The organism is Paenibacillus sp. N119s (assembly GCF_059447605.1).
Map to the genome: position 1 here is coordinate 17650 of NZ_JCAJRU010000020.1, position 15364 is coordinate 33013.

Sequence of the window (15364 nt, forward strand, 5' to 3'; positions counted from 1 at the left end):
CTGCCTGCCTCCTTTCTATACATCAGCGGTCAGAATACATGAAGTACCCTGACCGCTGAAATGTCCAAGTCTATCCTTACTTCTTACTGCTGGAGCTCTCTTTTTTCACATCCTCTAAAGACTTCGTGAAATCCTCTCCAAGCCATTTAATGCTCAGCTTCGACAGTGTGCCGTCGTCCTTCACTTCCTGAATGGCTTTGTCCAGATCATCCGCCAATCCTTGCTCATTTTTGTTCAGAACATACAGTACATCCGATTGAGTCAAAGGATCACCCACGGTTTTCAGAGCTACTTCTCCTTTTTCATCGGTGTTAAAACGGTTCGCAAAGTCCGTCGTTATGGTCGCATCTATACGGCCGCTCGTAATTTGTTGCACCGTATCATTAGCTGCGCCACTCGTGTACACGATATTTAGAGCATTTCCGTGGGTTTTGTTATACTCTTTCAGCACATACGCTGCATTACTGGTTGGACTGGTGAGTACCTTTTTCCCTTTCAAATCATCAATGGAATGAATGCTATTATTATCCTTCGCTACAGCCACTCTGTTCAGAAAAATACTATATGGATTTTTGTTGAACAGATACTTGGCTTCGCGTTCCGGGTTTTTTTCCATTTGATGCGATACCATATCAATCTTGCCGGCATCGAGACTGAGCAGCAAATTTCCAAAATCCATCGTTTTGAATTCAAACTCATATTGAGGTAGGCGCTTGTCCAGCTCCTTAATCAGCTCCACATCAAAGCCTGTTAAATTTCCGTTTTCGTCAATAAAGCATACATTTTTAAATTGAGTGCCTGTGCCTACAATAATTTTCTTCACATCTCCGCTTGAACCTGACGCACTAGACGTGTCATCTGAGGAGCCGCAACCTGCCAACACCAGAATGATTGCCATCACAGACAATATTGCAAACCACTTTTTCATGTAAATTCCCCCTTATCTCTTTGCATATCAGCAGTTTGCGACATACATGGTAGCTATAACATTTTAAATTTTATAAAGATTTTTTCTATAACATAACAGCTCCCCGGAAGCCTTCTGTCAGTGCATCTGCAAAATCGGAGGTCACTGCGCAGTCTTCCTTGGTCGCGATTATGCTAATCTGCATAGATACTCCAGCCACCTCCGGAACATGAATACGGAACAGTTTCTGATCCTTCACTTCACGGTTCACACAGACATCCGGTAAAAAGGCAATACCCGCCTCTTGCAATACCAGCTTTTTGGCCGTGACCACATTGTCTACCTGAAAAGCAATGTCTGGTGGCTGCTCCAGTGACTCAAAAGATCGATGAATCCTCATCCAATCTAATGACCCGCATTCAAAGAATACCAGTGTTTCACGCTGGATATCCTGTATGCTGGCCTTTCCTGTCTTCATAAACGGATGACCGTCATATACATACAGGGAAATCGGATCTTCATAAAAGGCAAGCGTACGAATAGCCGGATGCATCACTTTACGGACAAAACTAATATCTACCTCACGGTTCAACAGCTTCTGTAGCAGTTGATCCGTCGTAGCGGTCACAATTTTGTAGTTGACCTCCGGATAACGAGCACGAAGCTGCTTTAATATTTCAGGAATGATATAGTTCGACACCGATATCGTGCAGCCAATTCGAATTTGCTGAGGGGCTTTCTTGCGCTGTTGAAGCTTTTGCTTCCCTTTTTGCAGCACTTGAAGCATCTGCTCCGCATAAGGAAGGAACTTCCGTCCATCCTCGGTCAGAATCGTTTGTTTGCTTTGGCGGTCGAATAACTTGCACTCAAGCTCGCGTTCCAGCGTCTGAATCCGGGCTGTGACAGAGGGTTGTGATAAGAACAACGCTTCTGCTGCCTTGTTAAAACTTCCATAGTGATTCACGTATACAAAAGCTTCCATATTCTCGATATTCATACGCAAGTCCCCCAGTAAGTTTTATATACATTTATCCAATGAGTTAACTTGGTTTTTTGTATCATAAAACTCACTGAACGACCTGTCAATGGAAATATTGAAAATATTTATAACTTCAATAACTCATTTAGCTCTTTAACCGAACGTTCTAATCGTGCAACCAACTCTTCGGACAATCCATATGCTTCACCCGGCAGGCGTTCGACCCATTGGTCTACTGCATACACACCTCCAAGAATATGTCTTCCCCCCAGTGCGCTCAGAACCGGCTTTAGGGCATAGTCAATGACCAACAGATGGGCCAGTGTACCGCCAATAAATAAAGGCAAGACAGGTTTCCCTCTCAGTCCCTCCTTCTGTTATGCGTCAACCTTTATTTTGGATCTGGCTGCTGTATAGCGGTTCTCTGGAATAGGTACGCCCAGGTTTTCACGCAGGGTACTAAATTCATAATCCTGACGGTAAATACCGCGCTCCTGCAAAATAGGCACAACCAGATTTACGAAATCATGCAGACCCGTTGGCACATCGGAACCGATAATGAATCCGTCTGCACCTTTTCCTTCAAACCACTCTTGCACTCGATCGGCCACCTGCTCCGCAGTTCCAATAAAAGAGGTCCTCGGCGTTGCTGAATGCAATGCAACCTCACGCAAGGTCAAATTCTGCTCTTTGGCTGTTCGTTTGATTTTATCTGTACCGCTGCGGAATGAATTACTACCTATACCATCAAGCTCAGGGAATGGCTCATCCAGCGGATATTGTGAGAAATCGTGATGATCAAAGAAACGTCCCAAATATTTTAACGCAGCTTCGATCGTCACTAGATTGGTAATCTCCTCATACTTGCGTTCAGCTTCCTCTGGCGTGCTGCCAATAATCGGCGAAATGCCCGGCAAAATGACAATATCCTCTTCCGATCTACCATAGCGCACCGCACGTTCCTTTACATCACGGTAAAACTGCTGTGCTTCCTTCAAGGTTTCATGTCCAGTAAATACAGCATCCGCTTCCTTGGCAGCCAGATTTTTGCCATCTTCTGAGGAACCTGCCTGGAAAATAACCGGCTGTCCCTGCTTGGATCGTCCAATATTCAGCGGTCCCTGCACAGAGAAAAACTCACCTTTGTGGTTTAGCGTATGCAGCTTTTCAGGATCAAAGAATACGCCGGTTTCTTTATCACGAACGAACGCATCCTCTTCCCATGAGTCCCACAGTCCTTTGGTGACCTGCAAATACTCGTCGGCAATTTTATAGCGCTGTGGATGCGATGGATGCTCCCCTTTGTTAAAGTTGAGAGCAGAGCCTTCCAGCGGGGAAGTCACCACATTCCAGCCTGCACGGCCTCCACTAATATGATCAATGGAAGAAAACTGGCGTGCTACTGTGAACGGTTCGCTATAGGAAGTCGACAATGTGCCGACCAGTCCGATCTGCTTTGTCACCCCAGCTAAAGCAGACAAAATCGTAATGGGTTCAAAACGGTTTAAAAAGTGAGGAATCGATTTTTCGTTAATAAACAGACCGTCTGCGATAAATACGAGATCAAACTTTCCTTCCTCTGCCTTTTGCGCCTGCGTTTTATAAAATTCAAAGTTAACACTGGCATCCGCAGGTACATCAGGATGACGCCAAGTCGTCATGCTCCCCCCCACACCGTGAATAATTGCACCCAATTTAATTTGTCTCTTCTTAGTCATGCCTTCTCCACCTTTCCTGATAATAATTGTTATTCTACGGCTAATGATGTTTTCGCACTAATCTTTTCCTAATGTTTTATACCGCTTGATTATAGCTTTCCAGCACTTTACCCAACTTTTCCAGATCCGGGTTAAAGAGTGCTTCATATTTGTTATCTCCACCGATCTCTACGACAGGAACGTAACGAATACCATATTTGGTCTCTAACACATCACGCAGTGCATCATTCCCGTCCACCTGAATATTTTCATACGGCTGATTTTGGGATTCCAAGTACGATTTGATCTCACCACAAAAATGACAACCGGTTTTACTCCACACTACAACTTTAGGTTTGGACGACATATACATACCTCCGTGAGTTTAATGTTTATAATCCCGATAAATCAAATGAGAATTATATGTATAATGTATCCTTCCCCCTCCTTTCCGTCAATCGCTTGTGCAATAGATAAGGATAATTCATCAATAGAAAATTTTAATGATAGATTGTTTTTCATCGCTTATTGGCAACGTGGTTACTAAAAATTTAGGGGAATTGGAGTTTAAATTGACCTTGACGCGGATATCCTTGAACTAGTAGCGCCCTTGCGGCGGAATGAAATGAGGTTGAGCAAATGCAGGATTGGGCAGAGGTTGCTATACGCACATTAATGGCTGTCGCTATATTATTTTTAATCACCAAAATTCTCGGAAAACGTCAGGTATCCCAGCTTTCCTTGTTCGAATATATAACAGGAATTACGATAGGTAACCTGGCCGCTACCATTCCTATGGAGCGTGAAGCCACTTGGTATCTTGGCCTTATAGCCTTGTCAGTATGGGTACTGACAACACTTGGCATTGAATATTTGCAAATTAAAAGCAAGAAAATCAGAGATATATCAGATGGAAGAACAACAATCCTAATCAAAGACGGCAAAATTTTAGAGGATAATCTGAGAAAAGAACGGCTCACCCTGGATGAACTCATGGAGCAGCTTCGAAGCAAGAATGTATTTAAAGTATCTGACGTAGAATTTGCCCTCATGGAAACTAGTGGTGAAGTCAATGTGCTGTTAACCAAAGACAAGCAGCCTGTGACGCTTAAGGATCTGAATATGCTGCAATTACCGGAGAAGGAACCCACAGTAGTCATAATGGATGGACAACTCATGGAGCAGCAAATGGCATATATGGGGCTTACTCAGCAATGGCTGGATGCCAAGCTAAAGGAAAAGAGTCTAACGGTCAAAGATGTGTTTTTTGCTCAGGTGGACACACAAGGAGAACTATATATTGACCAATATAGCGATAATGTACAACAATCCAAGGTACAAGACTCTAATCAAGCTTTACTGACTCTATTGCAGCAATGCACTACAGAACTGCAAAAGCTCGCAACGGGTTCCAGTGAGCAGCAAAAAAAACAGCTATATGAACATTGCTCTCAAAGCTTGAAGGAAGCTATACAAGAGATGGAACCGGTAAATACATCCAATTCCTGACCACATAAGTATAGCCCGTAAGACAAATTCATGTGAACTAAAAGGAGCGTCCTGCCAGCCGTTTATGGCTTGTAAGACGCTCCTTTTTTGATGACAGAGCCGCTCATTTCATGATTGCTGTTCCCCTTTATTGCTTCCTCTTGCAGTGGCAGCAATACGGTAAACGCCGTTCCTTCTCCCACCTTGCTGGACACAGAGATAGAGCCGCTATGCATCTCTGTTATTTTATGAGCGATGGAAAGTCCCAAGCCGCTGCCTCCTGCGGTTCGGTTCCGTGACTTGTCTGCTTTATAAAATCGTTCGAAAATACGCTGCTGATCCTGTTCGTCGATACCCGGCCCTGTATCAGTAATGCAGACAACTGCCTGATCACTGTTAGTTGAAAGAGAAACAGATATGCTTCCACCCTGTGGGGTGAATTTAATGGCATTGTGAAGGAGATTCACCCACACCTGGCCCATTAGGTCCTCGTCCGCGTTGATCTCAACGATATCGGTGTCCACAATCATGTCAATTTGTTTAGCCTCCCATTGCGGTTCGCAGGCAAGGATAAGCGATATCAGTTGCTTGTCCAGCCGATAAGAGGACGGATGAAACGGATGCCTCTCCGAATCCAGCACCGCCAGCTTCATCAGATTATCGCTTAGTTTGGACAGACGAATACACTCTGTCTCAATAATCGTCAAATATCGGTCCCGCTGCTCCCGATCCAGATTATCGTCCTTGAGCGCCTTCGCAAAACCAATGATCGAGGTCAGGGGCGAACCTATTTCATGGGATACATTTGAAATAAACGCCTCCCGCAGTTCTTCCATGGCCTTCAGATTTGCCGCCATATCATTAATGCTGTCCACCAGTTGTACATAAGGATGTGTCCTATCATGGTTTCCGTTTCTCCTGCCAAAGTTCCAACCCAGATTGATGTGAAAATCCCCTTCTGAAATCCGTTTTAAAGCATCGATCATTTCAGTAAAAAAATGCTGTTCTCTAGGCTGGATAAAGCGTTTTACAGTCATACTGATTATACCGAAGAAGAAAGAGCCAAGTGTCGCATCAACAAGATAGACGAACAATTCATGCGGTGTCCATGACATGCGTGAATAGATCGCTGCTGTAATAAAGTACGCAGCAGTCCAGCTAAGATACAGCACCAATAACACGAGCATGAATCTTGCCAGGATACGGAGGAATCCCGGTTCCCGCTTCATTGCCTTACCTCCAGCCGATACCCCAATCCCCGGATCGTACGGATCGCAAAGGAATGGGCTGCCTCCGGAAATCGTTCCCGAAGGCGCTTGATATGGACATCAACCGTTCTTTCGTCTCCCTCGTAATCATAGCCCCAGATCTGCTCAATCAGATGGTCGCGGGTAAAGGTTTTGCCAGGATAGCTGGCCAGCTTGAAGAGCAGCTCAAATTCCTTGCGTGGCAGGGTAATTTCCTGCTCTCCAGCCCGACACTCAAATGTATCACTGCGCAGGACAAGCTCGCCGACAGTCACCGAATTTGAAGCCATGATCCGATAGCGTTTTAGTAAAGCCTTTACGCGTGCAACAAGCACCAGAGGATCGAAGGGCTTAACAAGATAGTCGTCCGTTCCGAGCGCAAAGCCTTTTACAATCTGTGACGTCTCGCCTTTGGCTGTAAGCATCAGCAGCGGCAGGTCGGTCTGCTCACGCAGCTTACGGCACAGCTCCCAGCCATCCATTCCTGGCATCATGATATCGAGAACAAGCAAATCGACCTTTGTTTCATCAAACAAGCGCATCGCGTCCAAACCATCCACCGCCTCGACGACCTCCAGACCTTCCAGTCTCAGAAAGTGTCTGACCAGTTCACGAATATGCGGGTCATCATCAACGACCAATACACGTGTCATTTTTAACCCCCTAATAACTACAAGCTAACTCTTCTCATCCTCGTCAAGAGGTCGCCCTCCTATGCTTTACGCATATAAGCACGCACCGTAAGCGGTGCGAAGATCGCCACAATCACTGCAGCCCCAAGCAGGGAGATTGCCAGTTCCCTGCCTATGATTCCCGTATTCGCAAGCTCTCTAACCGCGTTCACAAGATGTGTAATCGGGTTGATATTCACAAACCACTGCAACCAGCCCGGCATGGTGTCCACAGGTACAAATGCGTTGGAAATAAAGGTAAGCGGAAACAGAACAATCATGGAAATACCTTGTACACTTGAAGCCGTGCGAGCAATCACGCCAAAGAAGGCAAATATCCAGCTAACTGCCCAGGAACACACGATGACCAGAAGTGCTGCGATCGCAACACTCAGCAAACCTCCCCCTGGTTGATATCCCAAAATGTATCCCATAGCAAAGGTAAGTACAGTCGCAATAGTATAGCGTAGACTGTCGGCCAGCAGAGCTCCAGCCAAAGGGGCAATACGTGCGATCGGGAGTGACTTAAACCTGTCGAACACTCCCTTGTCCATATCCTCACGCAGTTGCACACCGGTCACGACAGAGGTCGAGATGACAGTTTGTACGAGGATGCCTGGAATGATGACCGGCAGATAATGCTGTACATCTCCTGAGATAGCCCCGCCAAAGATATAGGTAAACATAAGAGTAAAAATAATCGGCTGGAGCGTGACATCAAACAACTGCTCAGGAGTATGCCTGATCTTCAGAATGCCCCGGTAAGCCATCGTCATAGAGTTGGCGAACGCCTGTTTGAAACTCACAGACTTTTTCAATGTGCGATCAGAAGCTGTCATAGCAGTAGCGTTCTTCATGCTCTCACCCCCTCTACGGCAGGTGCTTCATCGGCCGTCTGCTGCTCATTTACTTGTACGCCTTGGCCAGTGATGGACAGGAAGACCTCGTCAAGCGTTGGCTTTTGCACACTCATCTCTGCCAGCTGAATTTCTCCGGTACGGAGAGCAATCAGCAGGTCTGTCACCCGATCGGCATTAGCCATCGGAGAAATAATTTTTCCAGCCTCTACCGACACGCTGGACTTGACTGAAAGCACTTGTTCTATAATTCGAACAGCTCGCTCGATATCCTGTTGATTTTGCACTCTGAGTTGTAGAGTTGACGCCCCCACAGCCGCTTTCAGTTCATCTACCGTTCCTTCAGCGACTACTCGCCCATGGTCAATCACCGCGATTCGGTCAGCAAGCTGATCCGCCTCATCTAGATACTGGGTCGTAAGCAATACGGTGGAACCCGACTTGACCAGACACCGGATCGTGTCCCACATCTGAACACGCGTGCGCGGGTCCAGTCCGGTAGTCGGCTCATCCAGAAAGATTAATGGCGGCTTGGCAATAAGACTTGCGGCCAAATCCAGTCGGCGGCGCATGCCTCCGGAGAAATGCTTTAACGGTCGCTTGGCTGCTTCAGACAAGCCGAATTCCTCTAGTAACTCCGCTGCCTTGTCACGTGCCTCGGCACGTCCCAGTCCGAGCAGCCTGGAGAAAATAATTAGGTTCTCGGTACCACTAAGCGACTCATCGACTGATGCGTACTGACCGGTTACGCCAATTAATTGACGAACAACCTGCGGTTCCTTTACTGCATCGTGTCCAAAAATGCGCGCCGATCCCCCATCAGGCCGCAATAACGTTGACAACATTCGGATGGTCGTCGTCTTACCTGCCCCATTGGGACCAAGCACTCCATAGATCGTGCCAGCACGCACATTCAGATCGACACCATGTACCGCATACTTATCACCAAAAGTTTTAACAAGCCCCCTTGCTTCAATGGCCAGGGTTTCTTTTTTGTCTGTATAATCCACTTTCATTTCCTCCCTACAACGATTTCTATAGAGAGAATAATCCACTTTTATGAACTGAATATGAACAGGACCATTTACTTAATAATTTACACTGTAAAAAAATAATCTCGTTCTACCTTGCACACTCTTAAACCGAATGCTTTATACCACTCGGATTTCCCTTTTTCCTGTGCTACCTTGTGCAGCTCGTTATGCTTCCAATGTTTTATAGCGTCCAAGGACTCCCAATAAGACACGGTGATACCTACTCCATTTTGGTCACGAACACTTTCCACACCTAAAAAGCCAGGCTGCTTGGCAGCCAGTTCCACCATTTTGTCCCCCATCTCTCCGTATCCGCCATCCCCTTCCGTACGTTCAGAAGTGAAAATAGCTGCATAATAAGGGGGATGTGGTGTTTTTGCAATTGAACTCATAGGTACCTCCCAGAAATGAATGGTTAATCAGTATTTTTCTCAAGTTCGATTATAACCACTTAACTGAGATAAAAAAAATGAATATATATGATACTATGTATGAATATATTTCATTCTATATTGGAGGATACATGAATTTGTTTAAATATAAGGTCTTTCTTAGCGTAATAGAAGCAGGAAGCTTTACCAAAGCGGGAGAACTTCTCAATCTTACACAATCCGCTATTAGCCATGCGGTTTCTGCTTTGGAACATGAATTGGGCCTAACTCTTTTGATTAGAGGACGCTCAGGTATCCAAATGACCAGTAACGGAGAACGTCTGATGAAGCATTTCAAAGAAATCATACAAATGAATGAAAGACTTTATCAAGAGGTCGCTCTAATCAAAGGACTGGAAATCGGAACTGTAAAGATAGGTACATTCTCAAGTGTATCCATCCATTGGTTGCCTGGGATCATCCAAAAGTTTAACGAGAAGTTCCCACTTATTGAACTGAAATTGCTCGACGGAAACTACCGTGACATTGAGAATTGGATAGCCAGCGGAGAAGCTGATTTTGGCTTCGTTAATCTCCCTACTCTAGAAGTACTGGAAGTATTGCCGTTAAAAAAAGAAAGGATGCTGTGCGTGCTTCCATCTAATCATGTGCTACGGGAGCAAGCAACTATACGTGTAGATCAGCTTCGCAATGAATCCTTCATTATGCCTGCTTCAGGCTGTGACACAGATGTACGGAGCATTTTTTCCCAGCACAACCTTGTTCCGAAAATCAAATATGAATTAGAAGATGATCATGCCATTATGGCTATGGTACAAAATGGTCTTGGCGTAAGTATCCTGCCGGAAATGATGTTAGTTCAAAACCCTTATGAAATTTGTATTCGGCCTTTGGATGGGCCATATTTCCGTGCCGTTGGTATTGCTACGACCTCTTTAAAGAACATGGCTCCAGCCGCCAAGAAGTGTATGGACTTTATTATTGAATGGATCAATTAGGTTCTTCCTGTTGGCCAAGGCAGCGGATTCTCAAAGCTGGACCAGTCCATATCCATTTCACGATCGTTCAGCAGACATTCATTTAGCTCTTCTTCCAGGTTCAGCCGATTCATTCCGATACCGATCATTACAAATTCGTTCATGCGATCTCCCCATTGCTCATCCCAATGATTCAAAACCTCGGGGTTGGCTGCGACGATTTCCTGCCGTTCTTCTGCTGACAACGCCGCAAGCCAGCTTCCCGCTGGACCAAATTGAATAGACGGTCCTGCCTGGCTGATACTCGCTGCCCAATCCTGCGGGGCTGCGATCCAGACCAACCCTTTGGCACGAACGACTTCCTCTGGCCAGTAACTCATAAATGCTGCCAATCTTGCCGGATGAAACGGTCTTCTTCGGCGATAAACAAAGGAGTCGATTCCATATTCGTCCGTCTCGGGTGTGTGGCTTTCCAGCTCCAGCTCGCGAATCCAGCCAGCGGATTGACTAGCTTTGTCAAAATTGAACAGCCCTGTATTTAAAATGTCCGAAGGTGCGACCTTCCCCTTGGAAGTGCGAATGATTCGGGCTTCAGGCTGCAATCTCCGCAGCACACCCTCCAGCTTGTCCAGCTCTGCGGGCTGAACCAGATCGCATTTATTCAGAATCAACACATCACAAGTTTCAATCTGGTCAATCAACAAGTCCGAGATATCACGTGTGTCATCTTCATCAGTAGCCTGCTTGCGATCCAGCAGCGTTTCTCCTGATTCGAAGTCATGCCAGAAACGGTTTGCATCGACTACAGTCACCAAACAATCCAGTTTTGCCAGCGAAGCGAGATCAATGCCGGTTCCTTCATCGGCGTATGTAAAGGTTTGAGCAATGGGTACGGGTTCACTGATGCCTGTAGATTCGATTAATATATAATCAAACTCGCCTTGTTCCGCTAGCTTCTTGACCTCAAGCAATAAATCTTCGCGCAATGTGCAACAAATACAGCCATTAGACAACTCGACCAGTTTTTCTTCTATTCTGGACAAGCCGCCCTCTTTTTTAACCAGTTCGGCATCTATATTCACTTCACTCATATCATTGACGATAACTGCTACTTTCATTTTGTCTCGATTGTTTAATACATGATTCAAGATCGTCGTTTTTCCTGCACCCAAATATCCACTTAACACGGTTACTGGGATTGGTTTCTTATTCATTGCTGGTGCACTCTCCTTAATATTGGCTTACCAATCATTAATCGTAATAATTACTATTAAATCAGTATTCAGAAATATACAGTATTCCTATTACCTTGTCAACTGTAAAGAAACTCTTGAAGTCAATGATCTAAAGTTATTAATATGAGAAATAACGATCCTTCAAGAATTAGGAGAATGCGGTGCGCTCAATCTGGTTAGGTGTGTTAGCGGCATTCTTTTTTGCTTTTACATCGTTCTCAATCGGTCTATGGTGCTGCTTCTCTTATTTTATGCTACGTTATGCTTCGCGTCGGCATATTCACCGAGTTGGTTTGTCGCGAGGACCTGGCAAATAACCATTATTTCCGGTTCATTGCTTGTCCCTTTATTTAACAAGATTGTCCAAACGGAAAATGGCCCTGTCAAAGTACGAGGAAAAATCCTCGTCCAAGAACTGTTCATGTCTCTTGTTATTTTAATCGGAATTATTGTGATGCAGGTCAAACAGTCGCAATCTATTTCTACTCAAGATTTTTTATTCGGTATATTGCCTGTAATACTGGTCTCTATTGCCTATCCATTAGGTAATAGCAAAATGATGGAAGTCTGTGCGGGACGGTTAGATGGCTACCAACGTGTGGTCGGAATGACTTTAGCAGCTTGTTTTTTTGGTTATTGCTTTCGTTATATGAGATGTTCAGCGCAGGAATGCCAAGAAGAATCAGTCCATACAGTCTGCTCTGTGGCCGTATTCTCAGGGGTAATTGCTACTGTCTTATTTTTGCAAAGCTACAAATCAGGTACGTGCAAATATGCAAAGCTGGCCACAGTAGAAGCAACATAATCGTTGGAAGTGCTTTTTGCACTCATGGGGGAATTGTTCTTTTTATCGTTCCTATCCCGTCTGCTTGGTCATGAATGAGAATGTACATCGTCATTCTGGGCATGGGTTTACACAGCATGTTACACATGCTAAAAAGCTTTAGGGGGAACTACAGGCACTAGAAAAAGACCGCAAAAAATAGATACGGTCTTTTTAAATCTTTTGAATTGAACAATTATTTCTCTACAATTTTTTTGAATTCTATCATAAAGTCTTTTGGATCTGATTCTACATTATAAGGGAATACACCTTGTTTCGTATGCAAATAAAGAACACCATAATCCTTCCCGATACTTTTAAACGATATATCATATACCTCTTTGAGAGTAAATTCCCGGTACGCTGATATAATTTTAGTTGTATACAAATGTAAAACTCGCCGATGGATAACTGTTTCCTGTTTTAACGGAGTTACGATTCTTTCCACCTTGTAATACGGCTGGACGGAAATGATATTGTGCACATGATCCCTCCACATTTAGCATCAATCCAGACAGACATGACCAAATCCTGCACTATGGTTTTGAAGATGTATTTTGTTCCAATACCGACGCTAGATCATCCTGAACACTGTTCTCCCATAAAGGGACTCCTGAACGGTAGGCAGCTCTTCCATTTAGATGCCCGGCTACGGGAGAAGTGATAAAGACAAACACAATGGCAAGCAGTAATTTGATGCTGACCACTTCTACATAAAACAAAAAATAAAGAAAGGCTCCTGTTAATACGCAAAGCACACCAAGCGTTGCACTTTTGGTTGCGGCGTGAGAACGTAAATAAACATCTGGTAGTCGAATCAACCCAAATGCGCTCAATCCACAGAACAGAGCGCCGAACAAAACAAGGATTGCAGCAAACAACTCACCGATCAAGTTCATCACCCCCAGTGTCTATGACGGCATCTCTTTCTATATATCTCGCCAACGCCGTTGTTCCTATAAATGTCAGGATTCCTATAACAAGAACAATTTCAATAAAATCTTGTGTCCTCAGTTGCATACAAATCACAGCAATCATAGCTAGCAGATTTATACCTATCGTGTCCAGCGCGGCCACCCTATCTGGACGGGTTGGTCCTTTAATCAAACGGTACAAGCAACCTAATATGGCTAAGGAGAGAATAGCCAGTGATGCAGTCATAAGTGCCGGAACTATCACTGTGTCACCTCCATGATCGCTTTTTCAAAGGTCCCTCTAATTTGCTCAGAAAGCAGTGTCGCGTCCTGTATGTCCATGGCATGAATATACAGCATTTGACCTTCTCCGGATACTTCCAGAGTGAGCGTTCCTGGTGTCAGACAAATGAGGCACGATAAAATAGTGACCTCCCAATCTGATTTTAAAGCAGTCTCATAGGCAAAAATGCCAGGGCGGATCGTCAGCTTCGGGCGGAGAATATGATGGATAACCGCAAAACTAGAAACGATCAGCTCCCGCATAAACAGAAGTAGCAGCTTCAGGATGGCCCATATGCGCTTCAAGTAGAAAGGTTCTGGACGGAACTTACGCAAAACAAGCAAGATGGCTATCCCTAACAGAATGCCCATGGTGAACCGCGACCCTGACCAGTCGTTGTTAAGCAGCATCCACAGCAATGCAATCATCAGATTTAATAATATTTGAAAGACCATCTTCATCTACTCCTTTATTACAGCTTCGATGTATAGCGCGGGATGAGCCAGCACATCACCGGCTTGTGCAACATAGGAATAGACCCAATCCGCCCTGATGCCCATCAATATAACCAGGACGAGCAAACCGGCTGCAACAGTACTCACACTTTTTAGCTTTACCTTCGGCAAGTTGCCTTCGGGTTCATTCCCCCAAAATGCAAGCCTGAATACTTTGATCAGCGAGTACAACACAAGGAAACTTGATCCTAGCCCAATCAAGGATAATGTCAGCATTCCAGCATCCAATCCGCCCCGAGTGATCAACACTTTACCGGCAAAACCGCTAAGCGGCGGAATACCTACAAGTGCAAGGGCGAGTGTAAAGAACATCCAGCCGATTAAAGGATATCGTTTGATAAGGCCCCCCATATCTTTTAATTGATCCGTTCCCGCTGCAGTGATAATGATGCCCCCAAGAACAAACATTAATCCTTTTGCCAACATATCGTGGAGCAAATAGAAGACCGCCCCATTCAATGCATCTGGTGTCGCTGCAGCCAGACCGAAAGCCACAAAGCCTACACTGATAATTACGTTGTAATTAAAGATACGAGGAATATCGTTATAAGCCACCGCTCCCAGTCCTCCCAGAATCATCGTAGCCGCTGCCATCCAAGCGACCCACGTATGCGTGAGTCCGGGATCATTCACAAAAATAAGAGTAAAGGTCCGAATGATTGCATACAGTCCCACTTTTGTCAGTAACGCACCGAACAAGGCCCTTATAGCAGACGGTGGCGCACTGTAAGAACCCGGCAGCCAGAAAAAGAGAAATAATCCCGCTTTCAATGAGAACACAATCAGGAACAGAACAGCGATCACATTGAGTACGCCGCCCTGCCCCGCTTCAGCAATCCGTTGAGACAAATGAGCCATATTCAGGGTGCCGGCAGCCGCATATAGATAAGCAACTGCTGCTACAAAAAGTGTGGATGACACAATGTTAATAAGCAAATATTTGGATGTTTCTCGAAGCTGGAGCTTCGTTCCCCCCAGTGAAATCAAGGCATAGGAGGAAATCAGCATAACCTCGAAGAAAACGAACAAATTGAACATATCTCCTGTAAGAAAAGATCCGTAGACACCTACAAGCAAGAAATGAAAAAAGGTGTAGTAATAAAAACGCTCCCGTTCTGCCTCAATACTACGGAAGGAGTAGATAAGAATACCCAAGCTTACCACTGAAGCAGTTAGCACAAGCAGAGCCGCAAACATGTCCCCCACGAACACAATGCCATACGGCGGCGCCCATCCCCCCATTTGCAAAGTTTGTATACCTCCGCTATGAATGCGGTAAATCAGCACAAGAGCAATCATAATATTCAAAATGGCGCTAACTGTACTAATGAACCGCTGAAGCAGA

The 15364-nt window shown here is 45.0% G+C and carries 17 protein-coding genes and 1 pseudogene; 3 read left to right on the top strand and 15 right to left on the bottom strand.

Annotated elements, in window-relative coordinates:
* Positions 1 to 76: 76 nt before the first annotated feature.
* From AC5V8P_RS04660 to AC5V8P_RS04680, 5 genes and pseudogenes are all read right to left on the bottom strand, one after another.
* Complete coding sequence (locus AC5V8P_RS04660; RefSeq protein WP_064797926.1) at positions 77 to 928, bottom strand: transporter substrate-binding domain-containing protein; 852 nt, start codon at positions 926 to 928, stop codon at positions 77 to 79.
* A gap of 85 nt (positions 929 to 1013) precedes the next feature.
* Positions 1014 to 1904 carry a LysR family transcriptional regulator gene (locus tag AC5V8P_RS04665; RefSeq protein ID WP_064797927.1) on the bottom strand — a complete coding sequence of 297 codons (891 nt, stop codon included), beginning with the start codon at positions 1902 to 1904 and terminating at the stop codon, positions 1014 to 1016.
* Between the two features lie 107 nt (positions 1905 to 2011).
* A pseudogene (locus AC5V8P_RS04670) lies at positions 2012 to 2260 on the bottom strand (NAD(P)H-dependent oxidoreductase); the annotation flags it as partial.
* Positions 2261 to 2263: 3 nt separating this feature from the next.
* The gene (locus AC5V8P_RS04675; RefSeq protein ID WP_064797929.1) at positions 2264 to 3604 is read right to left on the bottom strand and encodes an LLM class flavin-dependent oxidoreductase; all 1341 of its coding nucleotides are present in this window, start codon (positions 3602 to 3604) and stop codon (positions 2264 to 2266) included.
* 76 nt (positions 3605 to 3680) lie between these two features.
* On the bottom strand, positions 3681 to 3950 hold the full coding sequence (locus AC5V8P_RS04680) for a glutaredoxin family protein (RefSeq protein ID WP_064797930.1): 270 nt from the start codon (positions 3948 to 3950) through the stop codon (positions 3681 to 3683).
* Between the two features lie 272 nt (positions 3951 to 4222).
* Here AC5V8P_RS04680 and AC5V8P_RS04685 point away from each other — a divergent pair, with 272 nt between their 5' ends.
* A complete protein-coding gene (locus AC5V8P_RS04685) occupies positions 4223 to 5092 on the top strand; it encodes a DUF421 domain-containing protein (protein WP_063212391.1) in 870 nt (289 codons plus the stop codon).
* Between the two features lie 62 nt (positions 5093 to 5154).
* Here AC5V8P_RS04685 and AC5V8P_RS04690 read toward each other — a convergent pair whose 3' ends face one another.
* The 5 genes from AC5V8P_RS04690 to AC5V8P_RS04710 all read right to left on the bottom strand — a co-directional run bounded on the left by AC5V8P_RS04690 (position 5155) and on the right by AC5V8P_RS04710 (position 9272).
* Positions 5155 to 6300 carry a sensor histidine kinase gene (locus AC5V8P_RS04690; protein WP_064797931.1) on the bottom strand — a complete coding sequence of 382 codons (1146 nt, stop codon included), beginning with the start codon at positions 6298 to 6300 and terminating at the stop codon, positions 5155 to 5157.
* Positions 6297 to 6971 (bottom strand): response regulator transcription factor, encoded by a 675-nt coding sequence (locus AC5V8P_RS04695; protein WP_063212389.1) that lies wholly within the window; start codon positions 6969 to 6971, stop codon positions 6297 to 6299. Before AC5V8P_RS04695 ends, AC5V8P_RS04690 begins: the two co-directional genes overlap by 4 nt.
* Before the next feature lie 59 nt (positions 6972 to 7030).
* Positions 7031 to 7846, bottom strand: coding sequence for an ABC transporter permease (locus AC5V8P_RS04700; RefSeq protein WP_063212388.1), 816 nt, complete (start codon positions 7844 to 7846; stop codon positions 7031 to 7033).
* Positions 7843 to 8862: an ATP-binding cassette domain-containing protein gene (locus AC5V8P_RS04705; protein ID WP_064797932.1), complete on the bottom strand. Its 1020-nt coding sequence runs from the start codon at positions 8860 to 8862 to the stop codon at positions 7843 to 7845. Before AC5V8P_RS04705 ends, AC5V8P_RS04700 begins: the two co-directional genes overlap by 4 nt.
* A gap of 80 nt (positions 8863 to 8942) precedes the next feature.
* Positions 8943 to 9272, bottom strand: a complete 330-nt coding sequence (locus AC5V8P_RS04710) for an antibiotic biosynthesis monooxygenase family protein (RefSeq protein ID WP_063213187.1) — start codon at positions 9270 to 9272, stop codon at positions 8943 to 8945.
* 131 nt (positions 9273 to 9403) lie between these two features.
* Here AC5V8P_RS04710 and AC5V8P_RS04715 point away from each other — a divergent pair, with 131 nt between their 5' ends.
* Positions 9404 to 10270: a LysR family transcriptional regulator gene (locus AC5V8P_RS04715; protein ID WP_063213188.1), complete on the top strand. Its 867-nt coding sequence runs from the start codon at positions 9404 to 9406 to the stop codon at positions 10268 to 10270.
* On the opposite strand, the gene AC5V8P_RS04720 is transcribed toward AC5V8P_RS04715, so the two are convergent.
* Positions 10267 to 11463, bottom strand: coding sequence for a GTP-binding protein (locus AC5V8P_RS04720; RefSeq protein WP_064797933.1), 1197 nt, complete (start codon positions 11461 to 11463; stop codon positions 10267 to 10269). The genes AC5V8P_RS04715 and AC5V8P_RS04720 overlap by 4 nt on opposite strands.
* 250 nt (positions 11464 to 11713) lie before the next feature.
* On the opposite strand from AC5V8P_RS04720, the gene AC5V8P_RS04725 reads away from it, so the two are divergent.
* Entirely contained in the window at positions 11714 to 12289 is a 576-nt protein-coding gene (locus tag AC5V8P_RS04725; RefSeq protein ID WP_155762578.1) for a multidrug resistance efflux transporter family protein, read from the top strand.
* A gap of 554 nt (positions 12290 to 12843) precedes the next feature.
* Here the strand turns inward: AC5V8P_RS04725 and mnhG are convergent.
* From mnhG to AC5V8P_RS04745, 4 genes are all read right to left on the bottom strand, one after another.
* Positions 12844 to 13206 (bottom strand): monovalent cation/H(+) antiporter subunit G, encoded by a 363-nt coding sequence (gene mnhG, locus AC5V8P_RS04730; RefSeq protein ID WP_063208627.1) that lies wholly within the window; start codon positions 13204 to 13206, stop codon positions 12844 to 12846.
* Complete coding sequence (locus tag AC5V8P_RS04735) at positions 13190 to 13483, bottom strand: Na(+)/H(+) antiporter subunit F1 (RefSeq protein ID WP_040103739.1); 294 nt, start codon at positions 13481 to 13483, stop codon at positions 13190 to 13192. The genes mnhG and AC5V8P_RS04735 overlap by 17 nt, the downstream gene beginning before the upstream one ends.
* A complete protein-coding gene (locus AC5V8P_RS04740; protein ID WP_063208629.1) occupies positions 13483 to 13959 on the bottom strand; it encodes a Na+/H+ antiporter subunit E in 477 nt (158 codons plus the stop codon). The genes AC5V8P_RS04735 and AC5V8P_RS04740 overlap by 1 nt, the downstream gene beginning before the upstream one ends.
* A gap of 6 nt (positions 13960 to 13965) precedes the next feature.
* Positions 13966 to 15364, bottom strand: a 1399-nt coding sequence (locus AC5V8P_RS04745; protein WP_495473565.1) for a Na+/H+ antiporter subunit D, incomplete at its 5' end; no start/stop codon positions are given.

Coding starts and splice junctions, on each gene's coding strand:
- AC5V8P_RS04660 (WP_064797926.1), bottom strand. CDS start 928: ATGAAAAAGTGGTTTGCAATATTGTCTGTGATGGCAATCATTCTGGTG.
- AC5V8P_RS04665 (WP_064797927.1), bottom strand. CDS start 1,904: ATGAATATCGAGAATATGGAAGCTTTTGTATACGTGAATCACTATGGA.
- AC5V8P_RS04675 (WP_064797929.1), bottom strand. CDS start 3,604: ATGACTAAGAAGAGACAAATTAAATTGGGTGCAATTATTCACGGTGTG.
- AC5V8P_RS04680 (WP_064797930.1), bottom strand. CDS start 3,950: ATGTCGTCCAAACCTAAAGTTGTAGTGTGGAGTAAAACCGGTTGTCAT.
- AC5V8P_RS04685 (WP_063212391.1), top strand. CDS start 4,223: ATGCAGGATTGGGCAGAGGTTGCTATACGCACATTAATGGCTGTCGCT.
- AC5V8P_RS04690 (WP_064797931.1), bottom strand. CDS start 6,300: ATGAAGCGGGAACCGGGATTCCTCCGTATCCTGGCAAGATTCATGCTC.
- AC5V8P_RS04695 (WP_063212389.1), bottom strand. CDS start 6,971: ATGACACGTGTATTGGTCGTTGATGATGACCCGCATATTCGTGAACTG.
- AC5V8P_RS04700 (WP_063212388.1), bottom strand. CDS start 7,846: ATGAAGAACGCTACTGCTATGACAGCTTCTGATCGCACATTGAAAAAG.
- AC5V8P_RS04705 (WP_064797932.1), bottom strand. CDS start 8,862: ATGAAAGTGGATTATACAGACAAAAAAGAAACCCTGGCCATTGAAGCA.
- AC5V8P_RS04710 (WP_063213187.1), bottom strand. CDS start 9,272: ATGAGTTCAATTGCAAAAACACCACATCCCCCTTATTATGCAGCTATT.
- AC5V8P_RS04715 (WP_063213188.1), top strand. CDS start 9,404: ATGAATTTGTTTAAATATAAGGTCTTTCTTAGCGTAATAGAAGCAGGA.
- AC5V8P_RS04720 (WP_064797933.1), bottom strand. CDS start 11,463: ATGAATAAGAAACCAATCCCAGTAACCGTGTTAAGTGGATATTTGGGT.
- AC5V8P_RS04725 (WP_155762578.1), top strand. CDS start 11,714: ATGGTGCTGCTTCTCTTATTTTATGCTACGTTATGCTTCGCGTCGGCA.
- mnhG (WP_063208627.1), bottom strand. CDS start 13,206: ATGAACTTGATCGGTGAGTTGTTTGCTGCAATCCTTGTTTTGTTCGGC.
- AC5V8P_RS04740 (WP_063208629.1), bottom strand. CDS start 13,959: ATGGTCTTTCAAATATTATTAAATCTGATGATTGCATTGCTGTGGATG.